We start from the raw sequence: 25,175 nt of genomic DNA, 5'->3' as shown, positions 1-25,175 counted from the left end.
CTTTCAGGTGATTAGCGTTAATGAGTAAGAAAGCCGTTAAACGGCACTAATGAAGGATATGGCATGAAGCTATGAATAATTCAGGATATGGTTAGCATATTGCTTGTCTCCTTTCTTTAACCTCTAAATTCATTGTACACACTATAATATTCATAGTCAACTATTATTTTTATTATTTAACATTGTGGTGTGTATGTTATAATTAATTAATAATATACTGCATATTAAGGGGTGTAAAAATGATTGAATTCCGATTAAAACAAATACTCGATGAAAAACGTTTGTCAATTGGCGATCTAGTTGAATTAACAAAACAGTATGATGCAACTGGTAAAGGTGTTCATCGCAACACAGTGAGCAAATTAATTAATGGTAATAGTAAAGGAATCCAATTTGATACGTTAGACTTATTTTGTAAAGCATTAGATATTGATTTTGTTGATGATTTGATTCGTCATGAAAGAGATAGTCCTCAATAGTGGATTAATAATATACTGGCTGGTGGACTTAAATGTCCCTCAGTCTTTTTTTGTTGCTTATTTTTGAGCCGTCAACTATTAACCATTAACCCAATCAAAATATACCGAATCCTCTGGCATGTGATATGTGTGTTTTAGTTCATGTGCTTTATTTTTAAACGCTCCAAATAAATACCCTAAATATTCCCCTCGAATAATCCCTCTTTTGAGTCTAACAATCGTTTCTTTAAAACATTTGATATAGTCATCCAAATTGTAAATAAGGCTGTCTGGATACTCTCTAGTAGCTAGTTTCAAGCGTTTGTATATAGCATAGACATCTGACATTTTAGGGTAAAATGGAACGATAGCATCAACTAATTTTTTAGGAACGTTTGATGATACAAATGTGTGATCAAAATCATTGGTGCTTGTAATTTTAAGCACCCCTGCGTCAAATTTGACGTCCCCCTTACGACTGTTATTAATAATGTTAGTTTTATAATTCTTGTCTGCTTCAAGGGATGTCATTTTACTTTTTCGTGATTGTTGTTCTACTGCTGTTCCTTGTTGTTTTATGTCATTACAAGGGATGTCATTTTTTGTTGAATCATTGGTTACTTTAGATGTTGAATATGCATTAAACACGTAAAGATTAGATGATTGACTGTTATCTGTTCTATTAGTTGCATGAATCGTTAACAAGCCTAATTTAACCGCTTTACGTTTCATTCTGTGGAAGGTTGCTTCTGATACAGTTGTGTTGTCATGTTGCTCCACGGCTTGAATTAATCGTCTGATAGATACATTAGATACACCAGGTACTTTTGCCGAATATCTGATTAACCTTTTTAGTATGATTAATTCTTTTTTGGTAAATTGTTTTTTGTGATCCGCTAGGTGCATTTCTATATTATTGTTAAAATTTTGAAGTGAATTAAACTGTGATAAGTGTTTAAATTGTGATACGTCTCCCGATTTATACATGAAAATACCTCCAATTAATAGAACTTATGTTCTTCTTGAAGGTACATTGAAGGTACATTTAATAAACCACTTGTATATAGATTTTTAAAATGTTATAATACAAGTAATTGATATAGGTTATTAAACATACCTAACGCTCAGTGGTGCTTCGACACCAACTGGGCATTTTTATTTTGTTTACTTCTTGTCTTTGTGCAAATTCATCAGTGGGCTACTGTTTTTAGCTTGATCTAACAAGTCATCATTCCTAAAAGTTCTGAGATAAATCTCTGTTGTGCTAATATCTGAATGACCTAATAAAAGGCTTAACGAATGAATATCAATCTTGCCAACTTTTAGGCTCGTTAAAGCAAAATAATGTCTAAATTTGTGTGGATGCACGTCTTTAATTCCTGTTCTTTTTTCTGCTTCTTTACAAACCAACCACAAGCCTGTATTACTCATTTGATGACCTTTATAATTTAGAATGTAGTAATCGTCCTTAACCATCTTGTCCTCAAGATATTGGCTCTTTAATCGCTCATATCTAATCATTATTCTTTTTAACACTGGTGATATAGATAAATAACGTTCCTTGCGCCCTTTGCCCAAAATGTAAATCTTATCCAATCCTACATGTTTTGTTTTAATATTGGTTAGCTCAGTTACTCTGACTCCTGTGTCAGCCATAATTGCTATAATTAGCTTATTTCTTGCTTCTATATAGTTTTTATAACCAAAACACTCAATGAGTCTATATACCTCCTCTGAGGTAAAAGCTTCTAATATTTGTTTCCTCGCCCGTGGTAACTGTACTTTATCCATTGGATTTTCTTTTACGTAACCCTCAGATAAACACCAATTAAAAAATGCTTTAATCTGTTTTGATGTGCTAACTATTGATGTAGGTTTTAACCCTCGTTCCAATTTGTTGGTGTGATATTCCTGTAATACTTTTGTTGTTACATCTTCCAATTTTGTAATGTTTAAGTTGTCCAGATGCTTTTTTAATTGTGTGTATTCCTGATTCTTAATTCTTCATCGTTTTTTTTGTAAAATCTCGGGAATAACAAACGTAATAATACTCCCTGACACAGTCCCAAAACAACACAAAAAACACCTCCTTATAAGTTAGCGATTAAACTATCCTATAAAAAGGTGTATTGTTCTTTTATCATCTAAAATTATGACATTTAAATTGTCAGAAAATAGATGAGAGATTAACCAATTTCCAAAAAAAGAATGTGAAATTAGTATTATTTAATTTTAAATAACTGCCTACAAACGTTGATATAACAGGCTTTAATTTCCTTATTTTTTATCCATTTGATTGTTCATTGCACGCATCATTTGATTAATTTTTTTCTGTGATGGCTTTTGCCCCATCTGCATCATTAGCGTACGTAACATTTGTTCATTAATTGGTGGATTCTTTTTCAAATAGTTCATCATATATTTTCTAGCAATAAAAAATCCGAGAGCAACTCCTGCTATCAGTGCCAAGAGAGCAATAAGCACTACCCATATTGTCGACATGAAACAATTTCCTCCTTAATAAAATGCAACCTTAACTATTTCCTTTTACAGTATAAACAATTCGGTATAATTAGACAAACATAAGGTTACTTCAATAAATCTTCTACGTGTCTCACAACATTCTCAATTGTAAAACCATATTCTTTTACAACAACGTCACCTTTTCCTGAGGCACCGAACTTGTCAACTGCAATAATTTTGCCTTCGTCACCTGCATATCGTTCCCAACCAAATGAAGAAGCCATTTCAATTGCAACTCTCTTTTTAATATGTGAAGGTATTACTTTGTTTTTATATGTTTCATCCTGTGATTCAAAACGATCCCATGAAGGAATACTTACTACCCTTACATCAATATTCTTGTCCAATAAAGCTTTTTGGGCTTCTATAGCCAAACTGACTTCAGAACCTGTAGCAAGTAAAATTGCCTCAGGCTCATTTTTAGCATCAGAAATTACATAAGCTCCTCTGCTTACACCTTCATAAGCTGTATTACCAGTGTTTGGAAGTGTTGGTAAGCCCTGACGTGTTAGAACAAGTGCAGTAGGTTTGTCTTTTGATTCTAATGCTAACCGCCAAGCTGCTTGTGTCTCATTTCCATCAGCCGGACGGATTACTGATAAATTAGGCATCGCTCGAAGTGATGCTAATTGTTCAACAGGTTCATGTGTCGGTCCATCTTCTCCAACAGCAATTGAATCATGTGTAAACACATAAGTAACCGGTGTATTCATAATGGCAGATAATCGAATGGCAGCACGTAAATAGTCACTAAATACGAAAAATGTTCCGCCATAAACTTTTAAACCACCGTGTAAAGCCATTCCATTTAATGCTGCACCCATAGCAAATTCACGAACACCAAACCATATATTTCTACCAGTATAGCTTGCTTTCGTAAAGTCACCGTCATCTTTAATCATCGTATTATTTGAACTTGCTAAGTCAGCACTACCACCAAATAAATTTGGAGTTGACGTTGCGAGTGCATTAATAGCATCACTTGAAGCTACTCTAGTAGCAAGTTTATCTTTTCCAACTTCATAACGAGGTAGATTTTTATCCCAATCCTCTGGTAACTTATTGTTTATTGCTAGTTCAAGGTCGGTGGCAAGTTCAGGATAATTATGTTTATATTCATTAAATAATTTATTCCATTCTTCTTCTAATTGCGCACCTTTTTTAACTACTTTTTCTTCAAAATTATTGTATACATCTGTATCTACATAAAATTCATCATGTTCCCATTTATAATATTCTTTTGTTAGTTTAACTTCTTCTGCTCCTAGTGGTGCTCCGTGAGAGGCTGATGAATTTGATTTATTCGGTGAACCATATCCGATAATTGTTTTTACTTCTATTAATGTTGGTTGCTCCGTATTTTCTTTGGCTTTTGTTATTGCCTTTCTAATTTCGGCAAGGTCATTACCGTCTTCAACACGGATTACTTCCCAGTTATAAGCTTCAAATCGTTTTTGTGTATTATCAGAAAATGAACGGTCTAAATCTCCATCCAAAGAAATATCATTAGAGTCGTAAAGTACAATTAATTTTCCTAAACCTAAGTGACCAGCTAAAGAGGCTGCTTCGTGAGAGATACCTTCCATTATATCTCCATCACCAACTAATGAATATGTATAATGATCGATAATATTATAACCATCTTTATTATATTTTGCAGCAAGATGAGCTTCTGCCATAGCCATTCCTACAGCCATTGCGACACCTTGTCCTAAAGGACCTGTTGTTGCCTCCACTCCATCTGTATCTAAAACTTCTGGATGTCCTGGAGTTCTTGATTTAAATTGACGGAAACTTTTAAGATCTTCTATAGTGACATCATATCCTGACAAATGAAGAAGACTATATAATAGCATAGAACCATGACCTGCTGAAAGAACAAAACGATCACGGTTAAACCACTTTGAATTTTTGGGATTGTGGTTCATAAAATCGGTAAATAACGAATAAGTCATCGGAGCCGCACCCATCGGTAAACCTGGATGACCTGAATTTGCTCTTTCAATTGCATCAATGGATAATGTACGAATAGTATTAATTGCTTTTTGTTCAATTTGTGATAACATGCTATCTTCCTTTCAAGTAATAAATTTATTTAAATTTTTTATTCTTTTTTAATTTCTTTACTTTTTCAGGTGTAACATCTTGTCCTTCTGGATCAATAACAGTTAAATTACTTATTTGATTTGTAAAAGACTGTCTAATATTATGGAGATATTCCTCTCTAAGTTCTTTTTGTTCTTTTTGTTCTTTATCTGTAAGTCCTTCTGCTTTTGATTTATTTGCGAGGTAATTAATTCGGTTTAATTTTTCTTTTGACATCATCATGATCACCTCATTACTACTATTGTACTTAATTTTTTAAAATTAGTAAAAAATTAAACGAAATCTACATACTCTTCTATATTATGCTTTAGAGATAACTCTTTCAAGTTTAAACATTTATAAGCCTAAACAGGGAACTTATGTTTGACTTTTATCACTGAAATGGTACTATAAGAGTAATAAGAAAAAGTGAGGTGCTCCCTATTGAAGAAACTCTCTGAAAGACAACAAATGATATTTGATTTTATTAAAAATGAAGTAGAAACAAAAGGTTATCCACCTTCTGTACGAGAAATTGCAAAAGCGGTTGGACTTGCTTCAAGTTCCACTGTGCATGGTCATCTAGAACGAATTGAAAATAAAGGATACATAAGACGAGACCCGACAAAACCTCGGGCAATTGAAATATTAGACCAGTCCGATAATCATATAGTAAAAGATGCTGCAAGATATGCGCCGGTAATTGGTAAAGTAACCGCTGGGTCGCCAATAACTGCAATTGAAAATATTGAAGAATACACCCCTGTTCCCAGTTCTATTGCACACCAAAGCGACAATTTATTCGTGCTTGAAATTGAAGGGGAAAGCATGATCAATGCTGGCATTCTTAACGGTGACCGAGTAATTGTTAAACAACAAACTACCGCAGAAAACGGTGATATAGTAGTAGCAATGACCGATGAAGATGAGGCAACTGTTAAACGATTTTTTAAGGAAAGCGATCATATTCGTCTCCAACCTGAAAATGATACGATGGAGCCGATCCGTTTAAAGTACGTTTCCATATTAGGTAAAGTCGTTGGATTATACCGTAATTTTTAATTATCATGAAAAAAGCTAGAGATTATTCCCTAGCTTTTTAAAATTACTATTTTAGTGCGTGTTCAGATGAAAAGGATTGAGGTCGTCTAGGAGTGATATGTGCGTTTTTCAGTAATGCCGATACTAGTACATCCTATGCTCCGGTCGATGACGTCACGTCCTCTGACCTCTGACGTCATCGACACTAGAGACGTCTCCTGTACGTCGCAGTTTGAGACGCCGTAGCTTTGAATTGCGGAGTGTATGCAGTTAATACGAGCAGAAGCTCTTTTGCGCTGGAAAAGTTGATTGTTTTTCCAAGAAGTGGCAAAATCAAGTTAACAACCTTAAGTGGCGACTTCTGCGTTGCCCACAACAGGACGTGGGGTTTTTTAGCAGAATTTCCACCTATGCAAATTGTCATTTTCACCGGATTTTCTGAACATCTTTTACAAGTTCTTTCGAGAATTCAAGTTGGTCTTTTTCGATCAATTTTTTTATGGTTTCCGTAATTGCAATCTTCACATGTGCATAGGTTAATCCTCCCTGCATGAAAGCAATAAAAGGAGGTTTTATTGGGCCGTCTATCGACAATTCAATACTAGATCCTTGAATAAATGTACCAGCAGCCATAATTACTTTTTCGTCATATCCAGGCATTTCACTTGGATAAGGTGCTACATATGAATTAATCGGAGAATTTTCTTGAATGGCTTGGCAAAAAGCAATCATTGATTCTTCATTTCCAAATGTAATGGTTTGGATGATATCTGTTCTTTTCTCATTGAAAAATGGAGTAGATTTAATTCCAAGTAAATCAAGTAAGCGAGATGTGAAGATTGCACCTTTAAGTGCTTCACCAACAATATGAGGTGCGAGAAAAAAACCTTGGTACATTTCCTGTAACATTTGTAAGGTTGCTCCTGCTTCTTTTCCAAGTCCCGGAGCTGTTAATCTGTTTGCAGCCTTTAATACTAATTCCTCTTTTCCAACTATATATCCTCCTGCACGTACAAGCCCACCACCGGGATTTTTAATTAAAGACCCAGCGATTATGTCGGCTCCAACATGGAGAGGTTCTTTCTCTTCAACAAATTCCCCATAACAATTATCAACAAAGACAATTAAATCTTGATTAATTTGTTTTACATACGAAACCATTTTTTCAATTTCAGCAATTGTAAAAGATGGTCTATCTTCATACCCTTTGGAACGTTGAATGCCGATTACTTTTGTTTTTTTATTAATCGCTGATTTAATACCATTATAATCTATTGAACCATCATTTAATAAAGCAACCTCCTGATAAGATATTTGATAATCTTTTAATGATCCTGGACTGTTCGCTCTTTTTCCGATAACTTCTTCTAACGTATCATATGGACTTCCTGTAATATACAGTAATTCATCACCAGGGTATAATAAGGAAAATAAAGTTGTTGCAATCGCATGAGTTCCTGATACTATTTGCGGTCTAACAAGTGCATCTTCACCTCCAAATACGCTGGCATAGATCGCTTCCAGTCCATCACGTCCACTGTCATCATAACCGTAACCATCCGTTGAATTAAAATGGTAATCACCAATTTGTTCAGACTTAAAGGCATCAAGCACGCGTTTCTGGTTTCCTTCAACCATTTTATTTACTTGATCAAAAATTGTCGCACAGTCTGTTTCAGCTTGTAGTACTAAATTGTTTAGCATTTATTTATCTTCTGCTCCTTTACAATATGCCAATAAAGGGTGGTCTTCGCGGATAAACCCTTCTACATCATACATATTCGTTTCTTCATTATATTGTTTTTTTGTCACGATTGATTGTATTCCAAATTGATTCATTACCCTTCCATCAGCAGGTGAAAGGGATAATGAATAATATATCCACTCTTGTTTTAATATCTCCTCTATCTTTATTAATAAATTTTCGCGATCTGATTTTTTATATGCACTCATTACCATATACGGATGCTGAGTAGCAAAAAAGTCGTCATGAAGTAAATCTGCTTTATTGTACAAAGTTAACATTGGAATTTGATCAGCATCAAGTTCATGAAGAATTTCCTTAACTGTTTTCTGATGCTGTTCGTTACCTTCGTGAGATGCATCTACAACATGGAGTAAAAAATCAGCCTCTGTTACTTCTTCTAAAGTAGACTTAAAAGCGGCTATTAAAGAAGTAGGTAAATCTTGTAAAAACCCTACTGTATCCGTGATCAGACATTGAAAACCTGATGGTAAATGAATTTTCCTCGTTAATGGATCAAGTGTAGCGAATAATAAATCTTCTTCTAAAGCTGATTCATTTGTTAAACGGTTAAAAAGAGTTGATTTTCCTGCATTTGTGTAACCTACAATTGCAATTTGAAATACTTTATTTAACTTTCTTCTTTTGCGGTACTGTTCTCTTTGCTTTACAACATCTTTTAAACGTCTTTTAATTTCATCAATACGTCTCCGGATATGTCGTTGATCCGTCTCCAATTTTGTCTCACCCGGGCCTCTTGTACCGATTCCACCACCTAATCGGGATAAAACTAACCCCATTCCATGCAACCTTGGTAACATATACTGTAATTGTGCGAGCTCTACTTGGAGTTGTCCTTCTTTTGTTTTTGCTCTGCTGGCAAATATATCTAAAATGAGTTGGCTACGGTCAATTACACGAACTCCGAAATAATCATTTAAATTACGTAACTGTCCGGGAGATAGTTCATTATTGCTAATAACAAGTTCGATATCATTTGCTAAAATAAGTTGTTTAATTTCTTCTATTTTTCCTTGCCCTACATAAGTAGAAGAATGAATTTGTTCTCGGTTTTGAACTACTACTTCTTTTACTCTCCCGCCAGCCGTATGACATAACGATTTTAATTCTGCTACAGAAGATTCAAAATGATAGTCCGTCTCCGTACTTTTTTTAACAGCCATAATTAAAACATTTTCATTTGCCAAATAGTAACCCTCTTTTCAGATAAAATTGCAATTAATAATAGTCTTTTTATACTATGATATTAATTTTCAAACTGTATATCTTCCGCTTTTAATTCCAATAAATCTTTCATCGTATAATCATTTACACTTAATAATCTGATTGCTTGCATACGGATGCTTTTCTCAATAACATTGCGTACATATCTTGCATTTGAAAAATGGGAAGTATTGTAAGTAGTTTGTTCTCTTAAATGTGCACGAAGCTTCCAAATCGCTTTATCTGATAGTTCATATTCTCTTTCAGCTGCCATTTGAATCGCAATTTCAATCAATTGATCCAAACCATAGTCATGAAAAGGAATATGAAAAGGAAATCGGGATTTTAATCCAGGGTTTAAAGATAAAAAACGATTCATTTCCTCTGGATAACCTGCTAAAATTAAGAGAAAATCATTTTGATGATCCTCCATTTGCTTCACTAATGTATCGATTGCTTCCCTACCAAAATCTTTATGCCCACCACGAGCTAAGGAATAAGCTTCATCTATAAATAATATACCACCTAAAGCTTTTTGTACTAAATTGCGCGTTTTTTGTGCTGTTTGACCAATATATTCCCCTACTAAATCTGCTCTTTCCGCTTCAATAAAATGGCCTTTTGATAAGATATTTAATTTATATAAAACTTTTCCTAATTCTCTGGCGATCGTCGTTTTACCTGTTCCTGGATTTCCTTTAAAAATCATATGAAGCACTTGTTTATTAACAGATAAACCCATTTGCTCTCTTTTACTATTCATTACTCTTGTAGCGTATATTTCTTTAATAATTTCTTTAAAATGCTTTAAGCCAACAAAAGATGAAAAATGATTATCAATTGTTTTTAATTCTTGATTATTCTTTAAAATATAAGGTGTTTGTTTTTTTGTACTATTTTTATTCTGCTCACGTAATATAATATTAATTTTCCCGTTATCGTTGTGAATCATTTGCGTATTCAAATTATCACCCCTCGCACTTTTAGTATACGACAGAAAGTATTATTTGTGATAAATGCCCAGAAAAAAAGCGAATCTCAAAACGAGAAAATCGCTTTTAAATTCCCGAAATTATGGGTAATGAGTATGTAAGTATACAAGAGCCAGGGGTGGTGAAATTTATTCTTTATTATCAATTTCTATATTTTTTGATGGTGCAAATGTAGAAATTGCATGTTTATAAATGAGTTGTTGTTTTCCTTCAGACTCCAGTAATACTGTGAAGTTATCAAATGCTTTAACAATCCCCCTTAATTGAAAGCCGTTTGTTAAAAATACCGTTACAGCAACCCTTTCTTTTCGAAGCTGATTTAAATAATGATCTTGAATATTGACTGGTTGAGCCATTCTTTCTCCTCCTCATTTTCTATCTATATTTTTAAGAAGACCGAGGTCTTATTTTAGACCTTAGCTCCTTTTCTAACAAGGTATACTATATTTTTTTGTTATTGCATTTTCAATCGTATGGACTATCGATTGAAATGGGGTATTGTTATAAATGTCAGTCTGAAACCATTCTATGTCCAATTGATTTTTAAACCATGTATATTGTCTTTTTGCATAGCGCCTTGAATTTCTCTTTAATGTTTCAACTGCTATGTTAAAATCAACTTCGCCCTTTACATACGGAATGATTTCCTTATAGCCAATCGCTTTCATGGATTGACAGTTTTCATACCCTTTATTGTACAGGAAAGTAACTTCTTCAATTAATCCTTCAGCTACCATTTGGTCAACTCGTTTATTAATCTGATTATACAGTGTTTTTCGATCCATTTCCAACCCAATTATAATATGATTATAACGAGGACTGTTTTTTTGTTGTTGGTGAATCTCAGTCATCGTTAGACCAGTTGTTTCATAGATTTCAAGGGCTCTAATTACTCTTCTATAATTATTGGGATGGATTTTTTTTGCTTGCTCGTGATCGATTTGCTTTAGTTCTTCGTACAATGCTTGGTTACCTTCTGCTTGTAATCTTTGTTCAAGCTTTTTTGTTTTTTGATTATCCCTTTTTCGATTATTGAAATTATAGTCGTATAAAACAGACTGAATGTATAGGCCACTTCCACCTACTAAAATAGGAACTTTTTCTCTGTCATTGATTTTTTCTATATGTTTTTGTACTAAAGTTTGATATTCTGCCGCTGAAAAGGATTCATCAGGTTCCTTAATATCCAGCATAAAATGGGGGATCCCATTTTTTTCTTGCTCTGTAATTTTTCCTGTACCAATGTCGAGTCCTTTATATACTTGCATGGAATCCCCACTTATAATTTCAGCATGAAAACACTTTGCAAGATCAATACTTAGTTTTGTTTTTCCAACAGCTGTTGGTCCAACAATTACGATGACATTTTTCACGTTTTCTCCCCTGCCATGATACTATTTATAATATGCTTTAAGTCTCCAAATGTATTTATTGATATTTTGTTGTAAAGAGAGCAGAAAATATAAAGTAAGTTCATCATTTACTTCTTTCGCTCTTTTAAAACCAATTTCCTCTATTTCTTCCGTTAATTGTGTAAAGTCGTCGGATAATTGTTCCATCATTTCTTCTTCATCATCATCCGCTGTCGCTTCTTCTATAGTTGCTTCTTTAACATATTTTATCATTGTTGCGTATGGCTTTCCATCCATTGATAAAATATGATCACTAAGACGATCAATATCTTTTTTCCATGTACAATGAAGGTCTTCAAAAATAGGCTGAAGTTGAAATACATGCTCGCCTTTCGCAAACCATTTATAACGATGAAGCTTTACATAAATAACAAAATAATTCGCTAACAACTGATTTAAGAACAAGATTAAATACTGTCGATCCATATTGCACCTCAATCGTTTTTTGTATTTGAACAACCTATATAATAGGTTTAACGACAGATGGCAAATTATTCATTCTACATGATACGTTTAAACATTTTCTCAATTTCATAGTAGGTAAAATGAATAATCACTGGCCTTCCATGTGGGCAAGTGAAAGGATCATTCGTTTTTCTTAAATCTTCTAATAATCGTACCATATCTTGATCAGTAAGGTAATGATTTGCTTTAATAGATCGTTTACAAGACATCAAAATAGCGACTTCTTCTCTCAATTTTCCAATGTTTATTTTCCCTTCTTGGATAATTTGTTCGACAAGATCGCGAATGATTTCCTCTTCCTGTCCTTTTGGAAACCAGCCTGGAAATGCCCGTACTGCATACGTATTATTCCCAAAAGGTTCTAAAAACAAACCGATTTGTTGTAACTGATCATAATTGTTTTCTATAAATGTCTTTTCATTCGTGGTAAATTCAAAAGTAAGTGGAAACAATAATTGTTGTTGTTCTGTTCCATTTGGTTTTGCTAATTGTTCTTTATAAAATTCATATTTAATTCTTTCCTGTGCAGCATGTTGATCAACCATATAAAAACCATTTTCATTTTGTGCTAAAATATACGTTCCTTGTAGCTGACCAATTGGATACATTGGTGGCACACGTTCTTGCTCGTTGTTGTATCCTTCTCTTTCATTAGTATTTTCATTAAAATCATCTTCAGATTCAGAAAAAGAAATTGCTTCTTGTTCAAGATCATCGTTAGGTTTATCATCTACAAGCCGCTCTTCATGTTGAGGTTCTTTAATATGCTCAGTAACTACTCGTTGATTATGATTTACTTGATTTATTTCAGGTTCTTTAAAAGGAGAGAATACAAATTTCTCTTGCTCTGTTTTTACCTTTTCTTGCATGTTTTTTGGCTTCTCTTCAATCGTTGGAATTAACGTTTGCTTTTTAAAAACGTCCCGAATCATTCGTTCAATTAGAGCGATTAATTCTTTTTCTTTACTAAATCGGATTTCTAATTTTGTAGGATGAACATTAACATCAATTAAAATTGGATCTAATTGAATGCTCATCACCACAATTGGATAACGATGTATCGGAAGTAGTGTGTCATACGCTCGAATAATTGCATGAGATAAAGCAGGACTTTTAATATACCTACCATTTACGATCAATGTTATAAACTTGCGATTTGAACGAGTAATTTCCGGTTTTGCAATAAAACCATCTATTTTAAAATCGAGTGTTTCTTCTTCTATTGCTAACATATTTTTCGCTACTTGCATCCCATATATGCCGGAGATTACTTGAAGGCGATTTCCAGAACCAGGGGATTGAAAGATTGATTTTCCATTATGGATAACGTCAAATCGGACTTGTGGATGGGCGAGTGCATATCGATATATTAAATCAGTTATATGACTTAATTCTGTATGAATTGTTTTTAAATATTTTAGCCTAGCAGGTGTGTTAAAGAATAAGTTATCAACGGTGATTTCAGTACCTTTTCTTGCATCACTTTTTGATTCTTTAATAATTTTACCTGCAACCAAGTACAATTTTGTACCTGCTTCATCGCCCATTGAAGATTTCATCGTCACTTTACTTACTGATGCAATACTTGCTAAAGCTTCTCCCCTAAAACCAAGGGAATGGATATGAAACAAATCAGTATCGAAAGCTATCTTACTAGTTGCATGGCGAAGAAATGCCCGTTTACAATCTTCTTTACTTATCCCATCTCCATTATCAATCACTTTAATTTGTGTTAGCCCAGCTTCTTTTAATTCAATTTTGATTACGGTACTATTAGCATCAACACTATTTTCTATTAACTCTTTAACGACGGAAGCGGGTCTTTCCACAACTTCTCCAGCGGCTATTTTGTTCGCTAATCGTTCCGGGAGTTGCCGTATTTTCAAAAAATCACCGTCCAATCTAGTTCATTTTTTTCTGTAATTTATAAAGCACATTCATTGCGTCAAGTGGTGTCATTTCTAATAAGTTCATTTCTTTCAATTCATTTAAAACTGCTTCTTCTTTTGGTTTTCGTTCTATTTTTTTCTTATTTGCAGGTTCCTCAAAAAATGTCAGTTGTTCTAAATGTGCAGTCGCAGTTTCTTTTTCTTTACTCTCTAATTCATTTAAAATAACTTGTGCCCGCTCAATTAATTCTTCCGGTAAATCAGCTAATTTAGCGACATGAATTCCGTAACTTTCATTGGCTCGACCTTCTTCAACCTTATGTAAAAAAACGACTTTGTCTTCATATTCTTCCGCACGAACATAAATATTTTTCACATGTTCTAATGATTCTTCTAGCTCTGTTAGCTCATGATAGTGTGTGGAAAATAATGTTTTGGCCTTAATATGATCATTTATATACTCAACGATCGCATGAGCGAGTGCCATTCCATCATAAGTGCTTGTCCCTCTTCCAATCTCATCTAATAATATTAAACTTTTATCTGTTGCATTCTTAAGTGCATTGTTTGCTTCCAACATTTCAACCATAAAAGTACTTTGGCCACGAACAAGGTCATCTGCCGCACCAATTCTTGTAAAAATTTGATCAAAAATCGGAATTCTTGCTTCATCAGCGGGAACAAAACAACCTATTTGCCCCATAATGATCGTTAACGCTAACTGTCTCATATACGTACTTTTACCAGACATATTGGGCCCGGTTATAAGTAAAATAAACTTATCCTCCGTTAGTTTAATATCATTAGGAACATAATTTCCATCTTCCATCACTTTCTCTATCACTGGATGACGTCCATTTTTAATCAATAAATTTTCTTCGACAAATAATGGACGTTTATAGTTATTTTGTTCACTTACCTCAGCAAACGATTGTAAGACATCAATTTGACTAATAATATTTGCCAATTGTTGGATCGTTTCTATTTCCTCTTTCAGTTTTTCTCTAATTTCAATAAATAGCTCATATTCGAGTTCAACACTTTTTTCTTGAGCCTCTAATATAAGTGCTTCTTTTTCTTTTAACTCAGGAGTTATATAACGTTCTGCATTTGTGAGCGTTTGTTTTCTTTCATAACGCCCTTCCGGAATTAAATGTTTATTGGCATGGGTAATTTCAATATAATACCCAAAAACTCGGTTATAACCAATTTTTAAAGATTTGATATTCGTAATATCTTTCTCTTTTTGCTCTAAGTCCAAAATCCATTTTTTACCGTTCTTTAATGCGTTACGATACTCATCTAACTGTTCGTTATACCCGTCTTTAATTATATTTCCTTCTTTTATTGAAACAGGTGGCTCATTGTTAATGCTTCCTTCTAACAATGAAATGATTGTTTCTGGATAAAATATTTTTTCATTAATTGCTTGAGTATGTGAATCAGGAATGGACTCTAAAATTTCTTTTATTTTTGGAATAGATTGTAAAGATTCTTTTAATTGGATCAAATCTCTCGCATTGACATTGCCAAATGACACACGTCCTGCAAGTCTTTCAAGATCATAGACAGTTTTTAAAGCTTCCCTTAGTGCATCTCGCTCTATAAACGCGTTAGTTAATGCTTCAACAACTTGTAAACGGTCATTAATTCTCTTTTTATCCGTTAAGGGTCTTTCTACCCATCTTTTTAAGGTTCTTGCTCCCATTGCGGTAACTGTTTTATCGAGGACCCAAAGTAAAGAACCGTACCTATCTTTTTTTCGGATTGTTTCCGTTAATTCAAGGTTTCGTTTAGAAAACATATCAAGAGAAACATAATTTTGTAATTTTATTATTTTTGGTTTTTGTAAATGATGCAGCGATCTTTTTTGCGTATGTACGATATAATTTAAGATTCTACTAAATGCTTTTAAAAATCGTTCATCCTCAAGATTTTCGAGTAAATGACGAAATTCACCAATGAAATTTACCTCATCTTCATATGAAAGAACAATTTGTAATTGATTTTCTAGCTGATTTCGATAAGACTCAGGTAAATTAGAACTAATTACAAGTTCTTTAATTTGCTGGTTGACTAACTCATGAATTACAGTAGAAAAATCAGCTTCGACTAATACAATTTGTGACTCTCCGGTCGACAGTTCATGATAAACAATGACGAAAGAATCGTCTTTAAAATGTGACAAACTTGCGATATAATTACTTTCCGTTTCATGTAACATAGATGATTCCATTACTGTTCCAGGAGTGATTAATTGAACGACTTCCCTTTTTACTACCCCTTTAGCTTTTTTCGGATCTTCTACTTGTTCGCATATAGCAACTTTATATCCTTTCTCTACAAGGGTTTTTATATATCCTTCTGCTGAATGATAAGGCACGCCACACATTGGTATAGGCTCTTTTTGACCGGAATCTCTTTTCGTTAAAGTAATTTCAAGTTCTTGCGCCGCCTTAATCGCATCTTCATAAAACATTTCATAAAAATCACCGAGACGAAAAAAAAGAAATGCATCTTGGTGTTCGGCTTTTATTCGTAAATATTGTTGCATCATTGGTGTCTGATTTGACATAAATAAATCCTCCAAAAATGGTTCATACTATCAATCTATTATACCATACAAAACAGAACAGATAAAAAGCTAGTCATATCTCTACATTGTTTTCCCTATCATTCATCTTGTGTTAAAATAGTAATACTTTAAGCAGTGCAGTGTCAGGAGTTTAAATCAAGGAGCTATTCAGATGAAAATTACATTTTTAGGTACAGGGGCTGGCATTCCATCTAAAGAAAGAAATGTAACCTCTATTTTGCTTGATCTTACACAAGAAAAAAATAAACTGTGGTTATTTGATTGTGGTGAGGCGACACAACATCAAATATTACATACTTCTATTAAACCGAGAAAAATAAATAAAATTTTTATTACTCATTTACACGGGGATCATATCTTTGGCCTTCCAGGTATGTTAAGTAGCCGATCATTTTTAGGTGGAACCGAACCGTTGACTGTTTATGGTCCAAAAGGAATAAAACAATATATTGAAACCTCTTTGGAAATTAGTCAATCCCATCTATCTTATCCAATCCATTTTGTAGAATTGGAAACTTGCGGGAATGTCTTTGAAGAAAATGATTTCATTGTGGATTGCGTTCTGCTGGATCATAATATTAAGAGCTTAGGATTCCGTATTAAGGAAAAAGACAAACTTGGTGAACTGAATGTACGAAAATTACAAGAACTAGGTATTCCTCCTGGACCTATTTACAGCAAAATTAAGCAACAAAAGCAAACAGTTTTGGAAGATGGACGAGTAATCGATAGAAACGATGTTGTAGGAGAGCCTAAAAAAGGTAGAGTTATCTCTATATTTGGCGACACAAGATATATTCCGAAACATGCTTCGTTTATAAATGGATCGAATGTGTTAATCCATGAAGCTACATTTGATGCTTCCAAACTAGATTTAGCTAATAGTTATTTTCATTGTACGACGGAACAAACAGCTGAGTTTGCAAAAAAAGGAAATGTACAGACACTAATATTGACTCATATTTCTTCTAGATATCAACAAGAAGACAAAGATCAGTTATTGCAAGAAGCAAAATGTATTTTTCCAGATACAATGTTAGCATATGACTTTTTTACGTATGAAGTAAAGTGATGAGATGATCCAAAAGTTAAAAAAATTTTTAAAGATTAAATTTTCGTTAAGAAGCAAGAAGTTAGCAAAGGAACGGTTTAGTTATATAGCCAATCCGAACTATATCTATTCAATTGTAACTTGAAATAGTTCGGAATTTTTTGTGTTCTTGTCTATAAACTTTGTTGCTTATTTTCCATAAACTGCGACGTAAGGCTCTGCTTATTAATAAATTGATACGGATCGACTCGACATGTTGGAAAAAGACTTGCCGTTTTCCATGACTCTCACCCAAAACGGGCACGATTAACATCGAAACATGCCCGTTTTCCATGACTCTCACCTAAAACGGGCACGATTAATATCAAAACATGCCCGTTTTTTATAACTCTCACCCAAAACGGGCACGATTAATAACGAAACATGCCCGTTTTACACGACTCTCACCCAAAACCGGCACGATTAACATCGAAACATGCCCGTCTAGTAGTTCGATTCGACCTCTTAGATCTGGACTCTACATGTTGTTAATCGACTCACATTCCGGAGCGGAGGTAGAGTCACTTTTCCCCCAACGGTGATAAATCGTTACGTCACAGTATACTTCAACTACGTATTAGGTGTTATCATAGTAACATTTTAAATGTCTGTTGCGGTCTTTTCCTTGTCTTTTATGGTTATCGGGAAAAAAGCAGAGAATGGATATAAAAACGATATGAGCAAGCTACTATTTTCGATAATCATCAAGAAAGTCCTTCTGGAAACTTGTTCGTAGCAATTTATTGTTCTCTCCCTTATCACTCTTCAATTTTTTAAACGTATTCTCACCGAATTTTTCTTTTAGACTTTCGATTGTTTTATTCATATGGTGTTTTTTTACTTCATCCTCGTAGGTAAACAAATCCAATTGTTGAACAACATATTGGTTTTCTAGTAAATCTTGAACCGTCACTCCTAACAATCGTACTGGCTCCTTCGTCCAATGTTCTTTTAATAAATCGATAACAGTAGAAGCAATTGTTTCCATATCATCAATGTATTGTGTAAGTTTTCTACTTCTTGTCACAGTTTTACGATCGTTATATCGAATCATTAGTTGCACGGTTTGTCCCTTCATTTCTCTTCGTTGTAACCGTTCCTCTACTCTTGTGGCCAATTGGATTAACAGTTTTTCAATTTCTATATCATCTGTTGTATCTTTTGGTAACGTCTGTGAATTTCCAATACTTTTAAACTCATTCACTGCATCTGGATCTACTTTTCTTGAATCAATACCATTTGCACGTTTTATTAATCTTTCCCCATTAATACCTAGCAAATGTGATAATGTGTATTCATCTGCTTTTGCTAGATCTCCAATAGTTTGTATGTTTATTTTATGTAGTTTTTCAGCTGTCTTTTTACCAACACCATACATATCATCAACTTTTAAAGGCCAGAGTTTTTCTGGTAAATCTCGAATTCTTAAGATCGTAATCCCTAACGGTTTTTTCATATCTGAAGCGGTTTTTGCTAGAAATTTATTTGGACCAATGCCAATGCTGCATGGAATATCTAAAACAGACAGTAATTCGTTTTGTATTGATTTTGCAAGCTTAATTGGATGAGTTGGATGGTCAGTCACATCCATATATCCTTCATCTATAGATACCGGTTCAATTAAAGGGGTAAAATTTGCTAACATCCTAAAAATTTTTGTAGAAGTCTCTCTGTATCTAGGAAAATTTGGACGTATGACAATTAGCTCAGGGCATAATTTTTTCGCTTCCCAGAGTGGCATTGTTGTTTTAATACCTTTTGCTCTTGCTTCATAACTACTCGTTACAATAATCCCCTTTCTTTCTTCGGGATTACCCGCAATCGCTATTGGTTTTCCTTTTAGTTTCGGATTGTAAGCCATTTCTACTGAAGCATAAAAGCTATTCATATCAACGTGAAAAATTACTTTTGCTTTTTTTACCATGTTCATTCATCCTTTAAACCTATAAAAGATTGGAAAAAGCGTCCACTTTTATTCGCTTTTAAATAAATTGGACGCTTTAAACGCTCACGATTCCTTTGAAGTAGCTGTATCATTGATAATTTGAATTACTAATTTCGTTAAATTTATTAAATTGCTGACATGGATACGCTCTTTTGTTGTATGGATATGTTCATATCCGACAGACAGATTTGCAGTCGGGATGCCATATCCATTAAAAATATTGGCATCACTTCCACCGCCACTTTTTAAACTATCTGCTGGTAAACCTAGTTTTTTGGCTGCATTTTGAGCGACTCTAACAACATCATCCTCTTTATTATACTGAAATCCTGGATACATTTCTTCAACAACAACTTCCGTGCTACCTCCAAATTTTTCAGCAGTACGTTCATAAGTTGTCTGAATTTCATTAACTGTTTTTAATAATTTGTCCTTTTTTAAAGAACGAGCCTCGGAAACGATTTCTACATAGTCACAAACAACATTTGTTTGGGTTCCTTTCCCACCTTGAAAATAACCAATGTTAGCAGTCGTTTCATCATCTATTCTTCCTAACTTCATTTTAGAAATTGCTTTAGCTGCAACAGTTATAGCAGATACGCCTTTTTCGGGTGCAACACCTGCATGAGCTGATTTCCCGTAAACTTTAGTGCTTATTTTTGATTGGTAAGGTGCCTCAACAACAATATTACCAACTGATCCATTGCTATCCAAAGCATATCCGAATTTTGCTTTTAATAGTGATGTATCTAATGCTTTTGCCCCAGCAAGTCCGGATTCTTCACCAACTGTAATGACAAACTGAATATCACCATGCTTTAAATTATTTTCTTTTAAAAGACGAATTGTCTCTAATAAAACGGCTATTCCTGCTTTATCATCTGCTCCTAAAATTGTCGTTCCATCTGATACGATATAATCGTTTTCAATGGAAGGCTTTATATTTTTTCCAGGTGTTACAGTATCCATATGAGCAGTAAAAAATATTGGATCAATTTTATCCATATTACCTCTTAAATTACAGATTAAATTATTTGCTTGATGATCTGTTTTATTCTTAGCATCATCTTCTATCACTTCTACACCTAAAGTCTTAAACTTTTGTTTTAAAACACTTGCTATTTCTGCTTCAAATTTGGTTTCAGAATCAACTTGAACTAAATTCATAAATTCATTAATTAACCGTTCTTTATTGACTTTGATCACGAGTAACGAATTCCTCCTATCAATTATAACGGAATATTTCCATGTTTCTTCTTCGGTCTTGCTTCTTTCTTATCATACAGCATATCTAAAGATTGTATTAATTTTAATCGCGTATCCCGCGGATCAATAACATCATCAACCATTCCAAGTCCGGCAGCAATATATGGATTTGCAAACTTTTCTTTATACTCATCTATTTTTTCTTGTCTAGTCTGTTCTGGATGGTCACTTTCCGCAATTTCTCTAGCAAATATAATGTTTGCAGCACCCTCAGGCCCCATCACAGCAATCTCCGCATTCGGCCAAGCAAATACTAGATCTGCACCAATTGATTTACTGTTTAATGCAACATAAGCTCCTCCAAAAGCCTTTCGAACGATTACCGTTATTTTGGGAACGGTTGCTTCTGAATATGCATACAAGATTTTCGCTCCATGACGAATAATTCCACCGTGCTCCTGTTTAATACCTGGGAAAAAGCCTGTAACGTCTTCAAATGTGATAATTGGAACATTAAATGAATCGCAGAAGCGAATAAAGCGGGCTGCTTTGTCACTGGAATCAATATCAATTCCACCTGCCATATAACGTGGTTGGTTACAAACTAAGCCTATTGATTGCCCTTTTAGTCTAGCAAAGCCTACAACAATGTTTTTAGCAAAATCTTTATGTAATTCAAAGAAACTATCTGGGTCGACTATTTTATTTATTACTTTTTTTATATCATAAGGTCTAGTTGTGTCATAAGGTACGATTTCAGTTAAATCACCGCGATAATGATCATCATTAGAATCATATTCAGCTAAGGGTGGTTTATTTTCATTATTGTCCGGTAAGTAAGATAAAATTAATTTAACCATATCAAGTGCTTCATCTTCTGTTTTGGCACTTAAGTGAGCGTTTCCACTTTTCGTATTATGTACATGTGCTCCACCTAAATCTTCAGCAGAAATCTTTTCCCCAGTTACTGTTTCAATAACTTTCGGCCCAGTTATAAACATTTTAGATGTTTTTTCTACCATAATAATAACATCAGTTATTGCTGGTGAATATACAGCACCACCGGCACTCGGTCCCATAATTACGGATATTTGAGGAATGACACCTGAGTATATCGAATTTCGATAAAATATTTGACCGTAACCATCTAAAGATGAAACACCTTCCTGTATTCTGGCTCCACCTGAATCATTGAGCCCAATAAACGGTACCCCACTTTTAGCAGCCAAATCCATTACATTCGCAATTTTTTTTGCATGCATTTCACCAAGCGCTCCACCAAAAACAGTGAAGTCTTGTGCAAATAAATATATCGGGCGTCCGTTGATTTTCCCATATCCAGTTACGACACCTTCTCCATGTGCTTCAACCTTATTCATCCCAAAGTCTGTTGTACGGTGTTCCATAAATGGATTTAGTTCGACAAAAGTACCCTCATCGAGAAGATAATTTATTCTATCTCTTGCGGTTTGTTTTCCACGCTCGTACTGTTTTTCAATTCGTTCGTGTCCGCCGCCTAGTTCCACTTCACGCCTCTTATCATAAAGTTCATTAATTTTACTATAAATATCCATTTTGTTCACTCCTTCAATAATGTTGGCATAGTTCGACTAAAACACCATTAGTTGATTTTGGATGTAAAAATGCTATCTGTGAATTATTTGAACCTTCTTTCGGTTGTTCATTTATTAAACGGATACCTTCTGTCTTCAATTGAAGTAACCGCTTTTCAATATCATTAACTTCGAGGGCGATATGATGAATACCTTCTCCTTTTCTTTCTAAAAATTTAGCAATTGGTGATTCTTTACTGATCGGTTCAAGTAATTCAATTCTTGATTCTCCAATTTTTAAGAACGCTACTTTAACTTGTTCTGATTCAACCTCTTCAACATTTTCTAACGTTAAACCTAATAAATCATTATAAAACGCTAGTGAATTCTCTATATTATGTACAGCAATTCCAATATGAGCTATTTTTTCTGGAGCCTCAAAAGTACCATTTTTCAGTTCCAATTTTTTTCCCCCTTCTATTGGTATGCAAAATTATTATATACTTGTTCATTTTAACATTTAACGATAAACTATATAATAGAAATTGCTCTAAAGGGGGTTTAACGGTGGCGAAAAAACAAAATCAGGCACCTAGAAGAAAATCGAAACGTGAGCGAAGAATGAAATTTTTCATCTATTTAATGGTTCTTGCCATGCTTTTATCTCTAATTACAGCTGGTTTAAGTAGTTTAGCACTTTTATAAATACATTTTTTAGAAGACCGGATGTTTATTGATTTCCTGTCTTCTTTTCATTTTTTAGTTTTACTTCTTCAGGTTTTTAAATTTACTTTTTAAAGTCAAATATTCTTCAATATTATAAAGCAGCTGAAAAAGGCTCGCTCTCGTTTCAAATTCATCTTGTGTTGTTGGCAACTCCTCTTTTTTAAATTCACTTTTAATATCCTTTAATTCATCCAAAAATAAAACAGCCGTATTACCCGGATGTACTGCTTCACTTAATTTTTCAAAAAAGTCCGCAATACGTTCCGATATGTCATCTCTTTTTGGTAGTCGTGTAACAAGCGGTAGCATCTGTTGTAGTAAATCAAATTGTTTTTTTCTCATCAAAAAATAACTTTCAAAAGAATGATCGTCACGCAATAAATGATTTTCTCTGTCCCGCTCCACTAATTCCTCTGCTTCAATTAAAATTTCTTCTACTTTAGTTATTTCTTTTCCGTCCCAATCCATATTTTTTTCCCGGATATAAAGGGCGATTTCAAGTAAGATTATTTTAAAATTGTTTTCTAACTCTTTTTGTTTTGCCTTTAACTGCTTATCTAAGCTAGGCATATATAAATTAACAAGCAGTCCAGTACCAATACCGATAATAATTAATAAAAATTGATCGATTAGAAAATCGACTTTAATCGTTCCGAAAGCATACAAATTAAGAGTTATAACCGTACTTGTCATTATTCCTTTTTCTATTTTGAGTAAAACGGTTGTAGGGATAAAAACTGCAAGCAACACACCAAGTACAATCGGTGAGTAACTAAATAATTCAAAAAAAACAACAGAAAATATGATTGCTAAAATACATGCTATAAAACGGTGCCAAGCACTTTCAACAGATTTTTTTCTAGAAGGTTGAATACACAAAATCGTTAATATTCCTGCTGAGGCAATATTAGTTACATTAAATAGTTGTGCTATAGTAATTGCAATTGGTGTAGCAATTGCTGTTTTGATCGTACGATAACCGATTTTCACCTTTCGATCTCCCTCAAGTAAATTCTTCTTTTTCTATTTTAAAAAACTAATAATCAGGGATTAATGTTCTTTATCCCCATAATCCATAAACTGTGCAGTAACTGAGTAATTTTCTTTGTAAATATCAAACAAAGTTGCGATGTAAATACCGCTACGGAAATACACTCCGCTTTCCACGGGCGGCTGATGAGCCTCCTCGTCGCTTAGCTCCTGCGTAGTCTCACCGAGGCCTTTCCTCCCGTAGGAGTCTCCGTGTATTTCCTTCGCTGTGATGTGCATAGTAACAACTCTGCTCCGTTTGATACTACTATTATAATGGTTGATTGGAGCCGGAGGGCAGTCGACTCCTGCGGGAAAAGCACGTGTCTAAAGACCCCGCAGGAAGCGGTTTTCTTCCGAGGAGGGCTGAAGCCGTGCCTAAGGATGCGCGAACTGCCCGGAGGCGGAAATCAACGAAGCTGTTACTAATTTACAAATTTTCACTACTGTACAGTATCCTTCAGCTATGCACTAGGATTCAAATCATCAAAATATATTTCTAAAATTATTCTTCCCTTTGTGTGGAGTGTTTTAGTTATTACCTTTTAACTTACAAGTAATTGCTAGTTTTTGTCTAGTTAAGCGTAGGTGCATTTTTTGAATTCTTAAACCATAATTTTCATTTGCTAAAAATAAGACTGCTTCAGGAATGAGGCAGTCTTATTAGAAAAAGCTTATTATATTTCTTCGCAGTGTTCGTCAAAAATATTTTGTAAACGGTTGATTACTTCCATTGGACTTGAACCTTCGATATCATGACGCTCTAACATTGTAACTATTTTACCATCTTTTAAAAATGCAAACGATGGTGATGAAGGTGGATAACCTTCAAAGTACGTGCGTGCTTTTTCAGTAGCTTCACGGTCTTGCCCCGCAAATACTGTAACCAAATGGTCAGGTCGTTTATCATAATGAATTGCATTTGCTGCTGCCGGTCTAGCAACACCACCTGCACATCCACAAACAGAATTTATCATAACAAGGGTCGTTCCTTTACGAGAAAGCGCATCATCAACCTGATCCGCCTCAGTTATTTCTTCATAGCCCGCTTCACGCATATCTTCTCTTGCAACATTGACTACGTCAACCATGAAATCATTAAAACTCAAATTGGTTCATCTCCTTTAGTATAACAAAACGTTATCTGATCTAAGTTTATCAACTTTATTTTGGAATATCAATTATACAGATTTTCCA

23 protein-coding genes are annotated in these 25,175 nt (G+C 34.1%); 4 read left to right on the top strand and 19 right to left on the bottom strand.

Annotated elements, in window-relative coordinates; genetic code table 11:
- Window positions 1-239: 239 nt before the first annotated feature.
- Entirely contained in the window at window positions 240-479 is a 240-nt protein-coding gene (locus tag SPD89_RS05430; RefSeq protein ID WP_336260944.1) for a helix-turn-helix domain-containing protein, read from the top strand.
- A gap of 78 nt (window positions 480-557) precedes the next feature.
- Here the strand turns inward: SPD89_RS05430 and SPD89_RS05425 are convergent, their stop codons facing one another.
- The 5 genes from SPD89_RS05425 to SPD89_RS05405 form a co-directional block, all read right to left on the bottom strand.
- Window positions 558-1,445, bottom strand: coding sequence for a hypothetical protein (locus tag SPD89_RS05425; protein ID WP_336260943.1), 888 nt, complete (start codon window positions 1,443-1,445; stop codon window positions 558-560).
- Window positions 1,446-1,622: 177 nt separating this feature from the next.
- Window positions 1,623-2,399 (bottom strand): tyrosine-type recombinase/integrase, encoded by a 777-nt coding sequence (locus tag SPD89_RS05420; protein WP_336260942.1) that lies wholly within the window; start codon window positions 2,397-2,399, stop codon window positions 1,623-1,625.
- Window positions 2,400-2,735: 336 nt separating this feature from the next.
- Window positions 2,736-2,960: a YneF family protein gene (locus SPD89_RS05415; RefSeq protein WP_336260941.1), complete on the bottom strand. Its 225-nt coding sequence runs from the start codon at window positions 2,958-2,960 to the stop codon at window positions 2,736-2,738.
- Window positions 2,961-3,046: 86 nt separating this feature from the next.
- The gene (gene tkt / locus SPD89_RS05410; RefSeq protein WP_336260940.1) at window positions 3,047-5,047 is read right to left on the bottom strand and encodes a transketolase; all 2,001 of its coding nucleotides are present in this window, start codon (window positions 5,045-5,047) and stop codon (window positions 3,047-3,049) included.
- A gap of 25 nt (window positions 5,048-5,072) precedes the next feature.
- On the bottom strand, window positions 5,073-5,306 hold the full coding sequence (locus tag SPD89_RS05405; protein WP_336260939.1) for a DUF896 domain-containing protein: 234 nt from the start codon (window positions 5,304-5,306) through the stop codon (window positions 5,073-5,075).
- A gap of 204 nt (window positions 5,307-5,510) precedes the next feature.
- On the opposite strand from SPD89_RS05405, the gene lexA reads away from it, so the two are divergent.
- Window positions 5,511-6,128, top strand: a complete 618-nt coding sequence (gene lexA / locus SPD89_RS05400; RefSeq protein WP_336260938.1) for a transcriptional repressor LexA — start codon at window positions 5,511-5,513, stop codon at window positions 6,126-6,128.
- Between the two features lie 405 nt (window positions 6,129-6,533).
- On the opposite strand, the gene SPD89_RS05395 is transcribed toward lexA, so the two are convergent.
- The 8 genes from SPD89_RS05395 to mutS all read right to left on the bottom strand — a co-directional run bounded on the left by SPD89_RS05395 (window position 6,534) and on the right by mutS (window position 16,408).
- On the bottom strand, window positions 6,534-7,811 hold the full coding sequence (locus tag SPD89_RS05395; protein ID WP_336260937.1) for a methionine gamma-lyase family protein: 1,278 nt from the start codon (window positions 7,809-7,811) through the stop codon (window positions 6,534-6,536).
- Window positions 7,812-9,059, bottom strand: coding sequence for a GTPase HflX (gene hflX, locus SPD89_RS05390; protein ID WP_336260936.1), 1,248 nt, complete (start codon window positions 9,057-9,059; stop codon window positions 7,812-7,814). It lies immediately after the preceding gene.
- A 59-nt stretch (window positions 9,060-9,118) separates the two neighbouring features.
- Window positions 9,119-10,039, bottom strand: coding sequence for an AAA family ATPase (locus tag SPD89_RS05385; RefSeq protein WP_336260935.1), 921 nt, complete (start codon window positions 10,037-10,039; stop codon window positions 9,119-9,121).
- Between the two features lie 156 nt (window positions 10,040-10,195).
- Window positions 10,196-10,423: an RNA chaperone Hfq gene (gene hfq / locus SPD89_RS05380; RefSeq protein WP_336260934.1), complete on the bottom strand. Its 228-nt coding sequence runs from the start codon at window positions 10,421-10,423 to the stop codon at window positions 10,196-10,198.
- Window positions 10,424-10,495: 72 nt separating this feature from the next.
- Window positions 10,496-11,440, bottom strand: coding sequence for a tRNA (adenosine(37)-N6)-dimethylallyltransferase MiaA (gene miaA / locus SPD89_RS05375; protein WP_336260933.1), 945 nt, complete (start codon window positions 11,438-11,440; stop codon window positions 10,496-10,498).
- 21 nt (window positions 11,441-11,461) lie between these two features.
- Window positions 11,462-11,905: a Dps family protein gene (locus SPD89_RS05370; RefSeq protein WP_336260932.1), complete on the bottom strand. Its 444-nt coding sequence runs from the start codon at window positions 11,903-11,905 to the stop codon at window positions 11,462-11,464.
- Window positions 11,906-11,979: 74 nt separating this feature from the next.
- Window positions 11,980-13,830: a DNA mismatch repair endonuclease MutL gene (mutL, locus tag SPD89_RS05365; protein ID WP_336260931.1), complete on the bottom strand. Its 1,851-nt coding sequence runs from the start codon at window positions 13,828-13,830 to the stop codon at window positions 11,980-11,982.
- A 16-nt stretch (window positions 13,831-13,846) separates the two neighbouring features.
- Window positions 13,847-16,408 carry a DNA mismatch repair protein MutS gene (gene mutS / locus SPD89_RS05360; protein WP_336260930.1) on the bottom strand — a complete coding sequence of 854 codons (2,562 nt, stop codon included), beginning with the start codon at window positions 16,406-16,408 and terminating at the stop codon, window positions 13,847-13,849.
- A gap of 172 nt (window positions 16,409-16,580) precedes the next feature.
- On the opposite strand from mutS, the gene rnz reads away from it, so the two are divergent.
- Window positions 16,581-17,501: a ribonuclease Z gene (gene rnz / locus SPD89_RS05355; protein ID WP_336260929.1), complete on the top strand. Its 921-nt coding sequence runs from the start codon at window positions 16,581-16,583 to the stop codon at window positions 17,499-17,501.
- 706 nt (window positions 17,502-18,207) lie between these two features.
- Here the strand turns inward: rnz and SPD89_RS05350 are convergent.
- From SPD89_RS05350 to mce, 4 genes are all read right to left on the bottom strand, one after another.
- Window positions 18,208-19,443 carry a DNA polymerase IV gene (locus tag SPD89_RS05350; protein ID WP_442961060.1) on the bottom strand — a complete coding sequence of 412 codons (1,236 nt, stop codon included), beginning with the start codon at window positions 19,441-19,443 and terminating at the stop codon, window positions 18,208-18,210.
- A gap of 84 nt (window positions 19,444-19,527) precedes the next feature.
- Window positions 19,528-20,670, bottom strand: a complete 1,143-nt coding sequence (locus tag SPD89_RS05345; protein ID WP_336260927.1) for a M20/M25/M40 family metallo-hydrolase — start codon at window positions 20,668-20,670, stop codon at window positions 19,528-19,530.
- 23 nt (window positions 20,671-20,693) lie between these two features.
- Window positions 20,694-22,244 (bottom strand): acyl-CoA carboxylase subunit beta, encoded by a 1,551-nt coding sequence (locus tag SPD89_RS05340; RefSeq protein WP_336260926.1) that lies wholly within the window; start codon window positions 22,242-22,244, stop codon window positions 20,694-20,696.
- A gap of 13 nt (window positions 22,245-22,257) precedes the next feature.
- A complete protein-coding gene (gene mce / locus SPD89_RS05335) occupies window positions 22,258-22,686 on the bottom strand; it encodes a methylmalonyl-CoA epimerase (protein ID WP_336260925.1) in 429 nt (142 codons plus the stop codon).
- A gap of 104 nt (window positions 22,687-22,790) precedes the next feature.
- Between mce and prli42 the strand changes: the two genes are divergently transcribed.
- Window positions 22,791-22,928 (top strand): stressosome-associated protein Prli42, encoded by a 138-nt coding sequence (prli42, locus tag SPD89_RS05330; protein ID WP_336260924.1) that lies wholly within the window; start codon window positions 22,791-22,793, stop codon window positions 22,926-22,928.
- A 60-nt stretch (window positions 22,929-22,988) separates the two neighbouring features.
- Here the strand turns inward: prli42 and SPD89_RS05325 are convergent, their stop codons facing one another.
- Both SPD89_RS05325 and SPD89_RS05320 read right to left on the bottom strand, forming a co-directional pair.
- Window positions 22,989-23,939 carry an aromatic acid exporter family protein gene (locus SPD89_RS05325; RefSeq protein WP_336260923.1) on the bottom strand — a complete coding sequence of 317 codons (951 nt, stop codon included), beginning with the start codon at window positions 23,937-23,939 and terminating at the stop codon, window positions 22,989-22,991.
- A 716-nt stretch (window positions 23,940-24,655) separates the two neighbouring features.
- Entirely contained in the window at window positions 24,656-25,087 is a 432-nt protein-coding gene (locus tag SPD89_RS05320; RefSeq protein WP_336260922.1) for a BrxA/BrxB family bacilliredoxin, read from the bottom strand.
- Between the last annotated feature and the right edge of the window lie 88 nt (window positions 25,088-25,175).

The organism is Pseudogracilibacillus sp. SO30301A (assembly GCF_037072025.1).
Taxonomy (GTDB): domain Bacteria; phylum Bacillota; class Bacilli; order Bacillales; family Amphibacillaceae; genus Pseudogracilibacillus.
The sequence above is the reverse complement of the archived record's forward strand: the minus strand, read 5'-3'. Positions and strand labels throughout refer to the sequence as shown.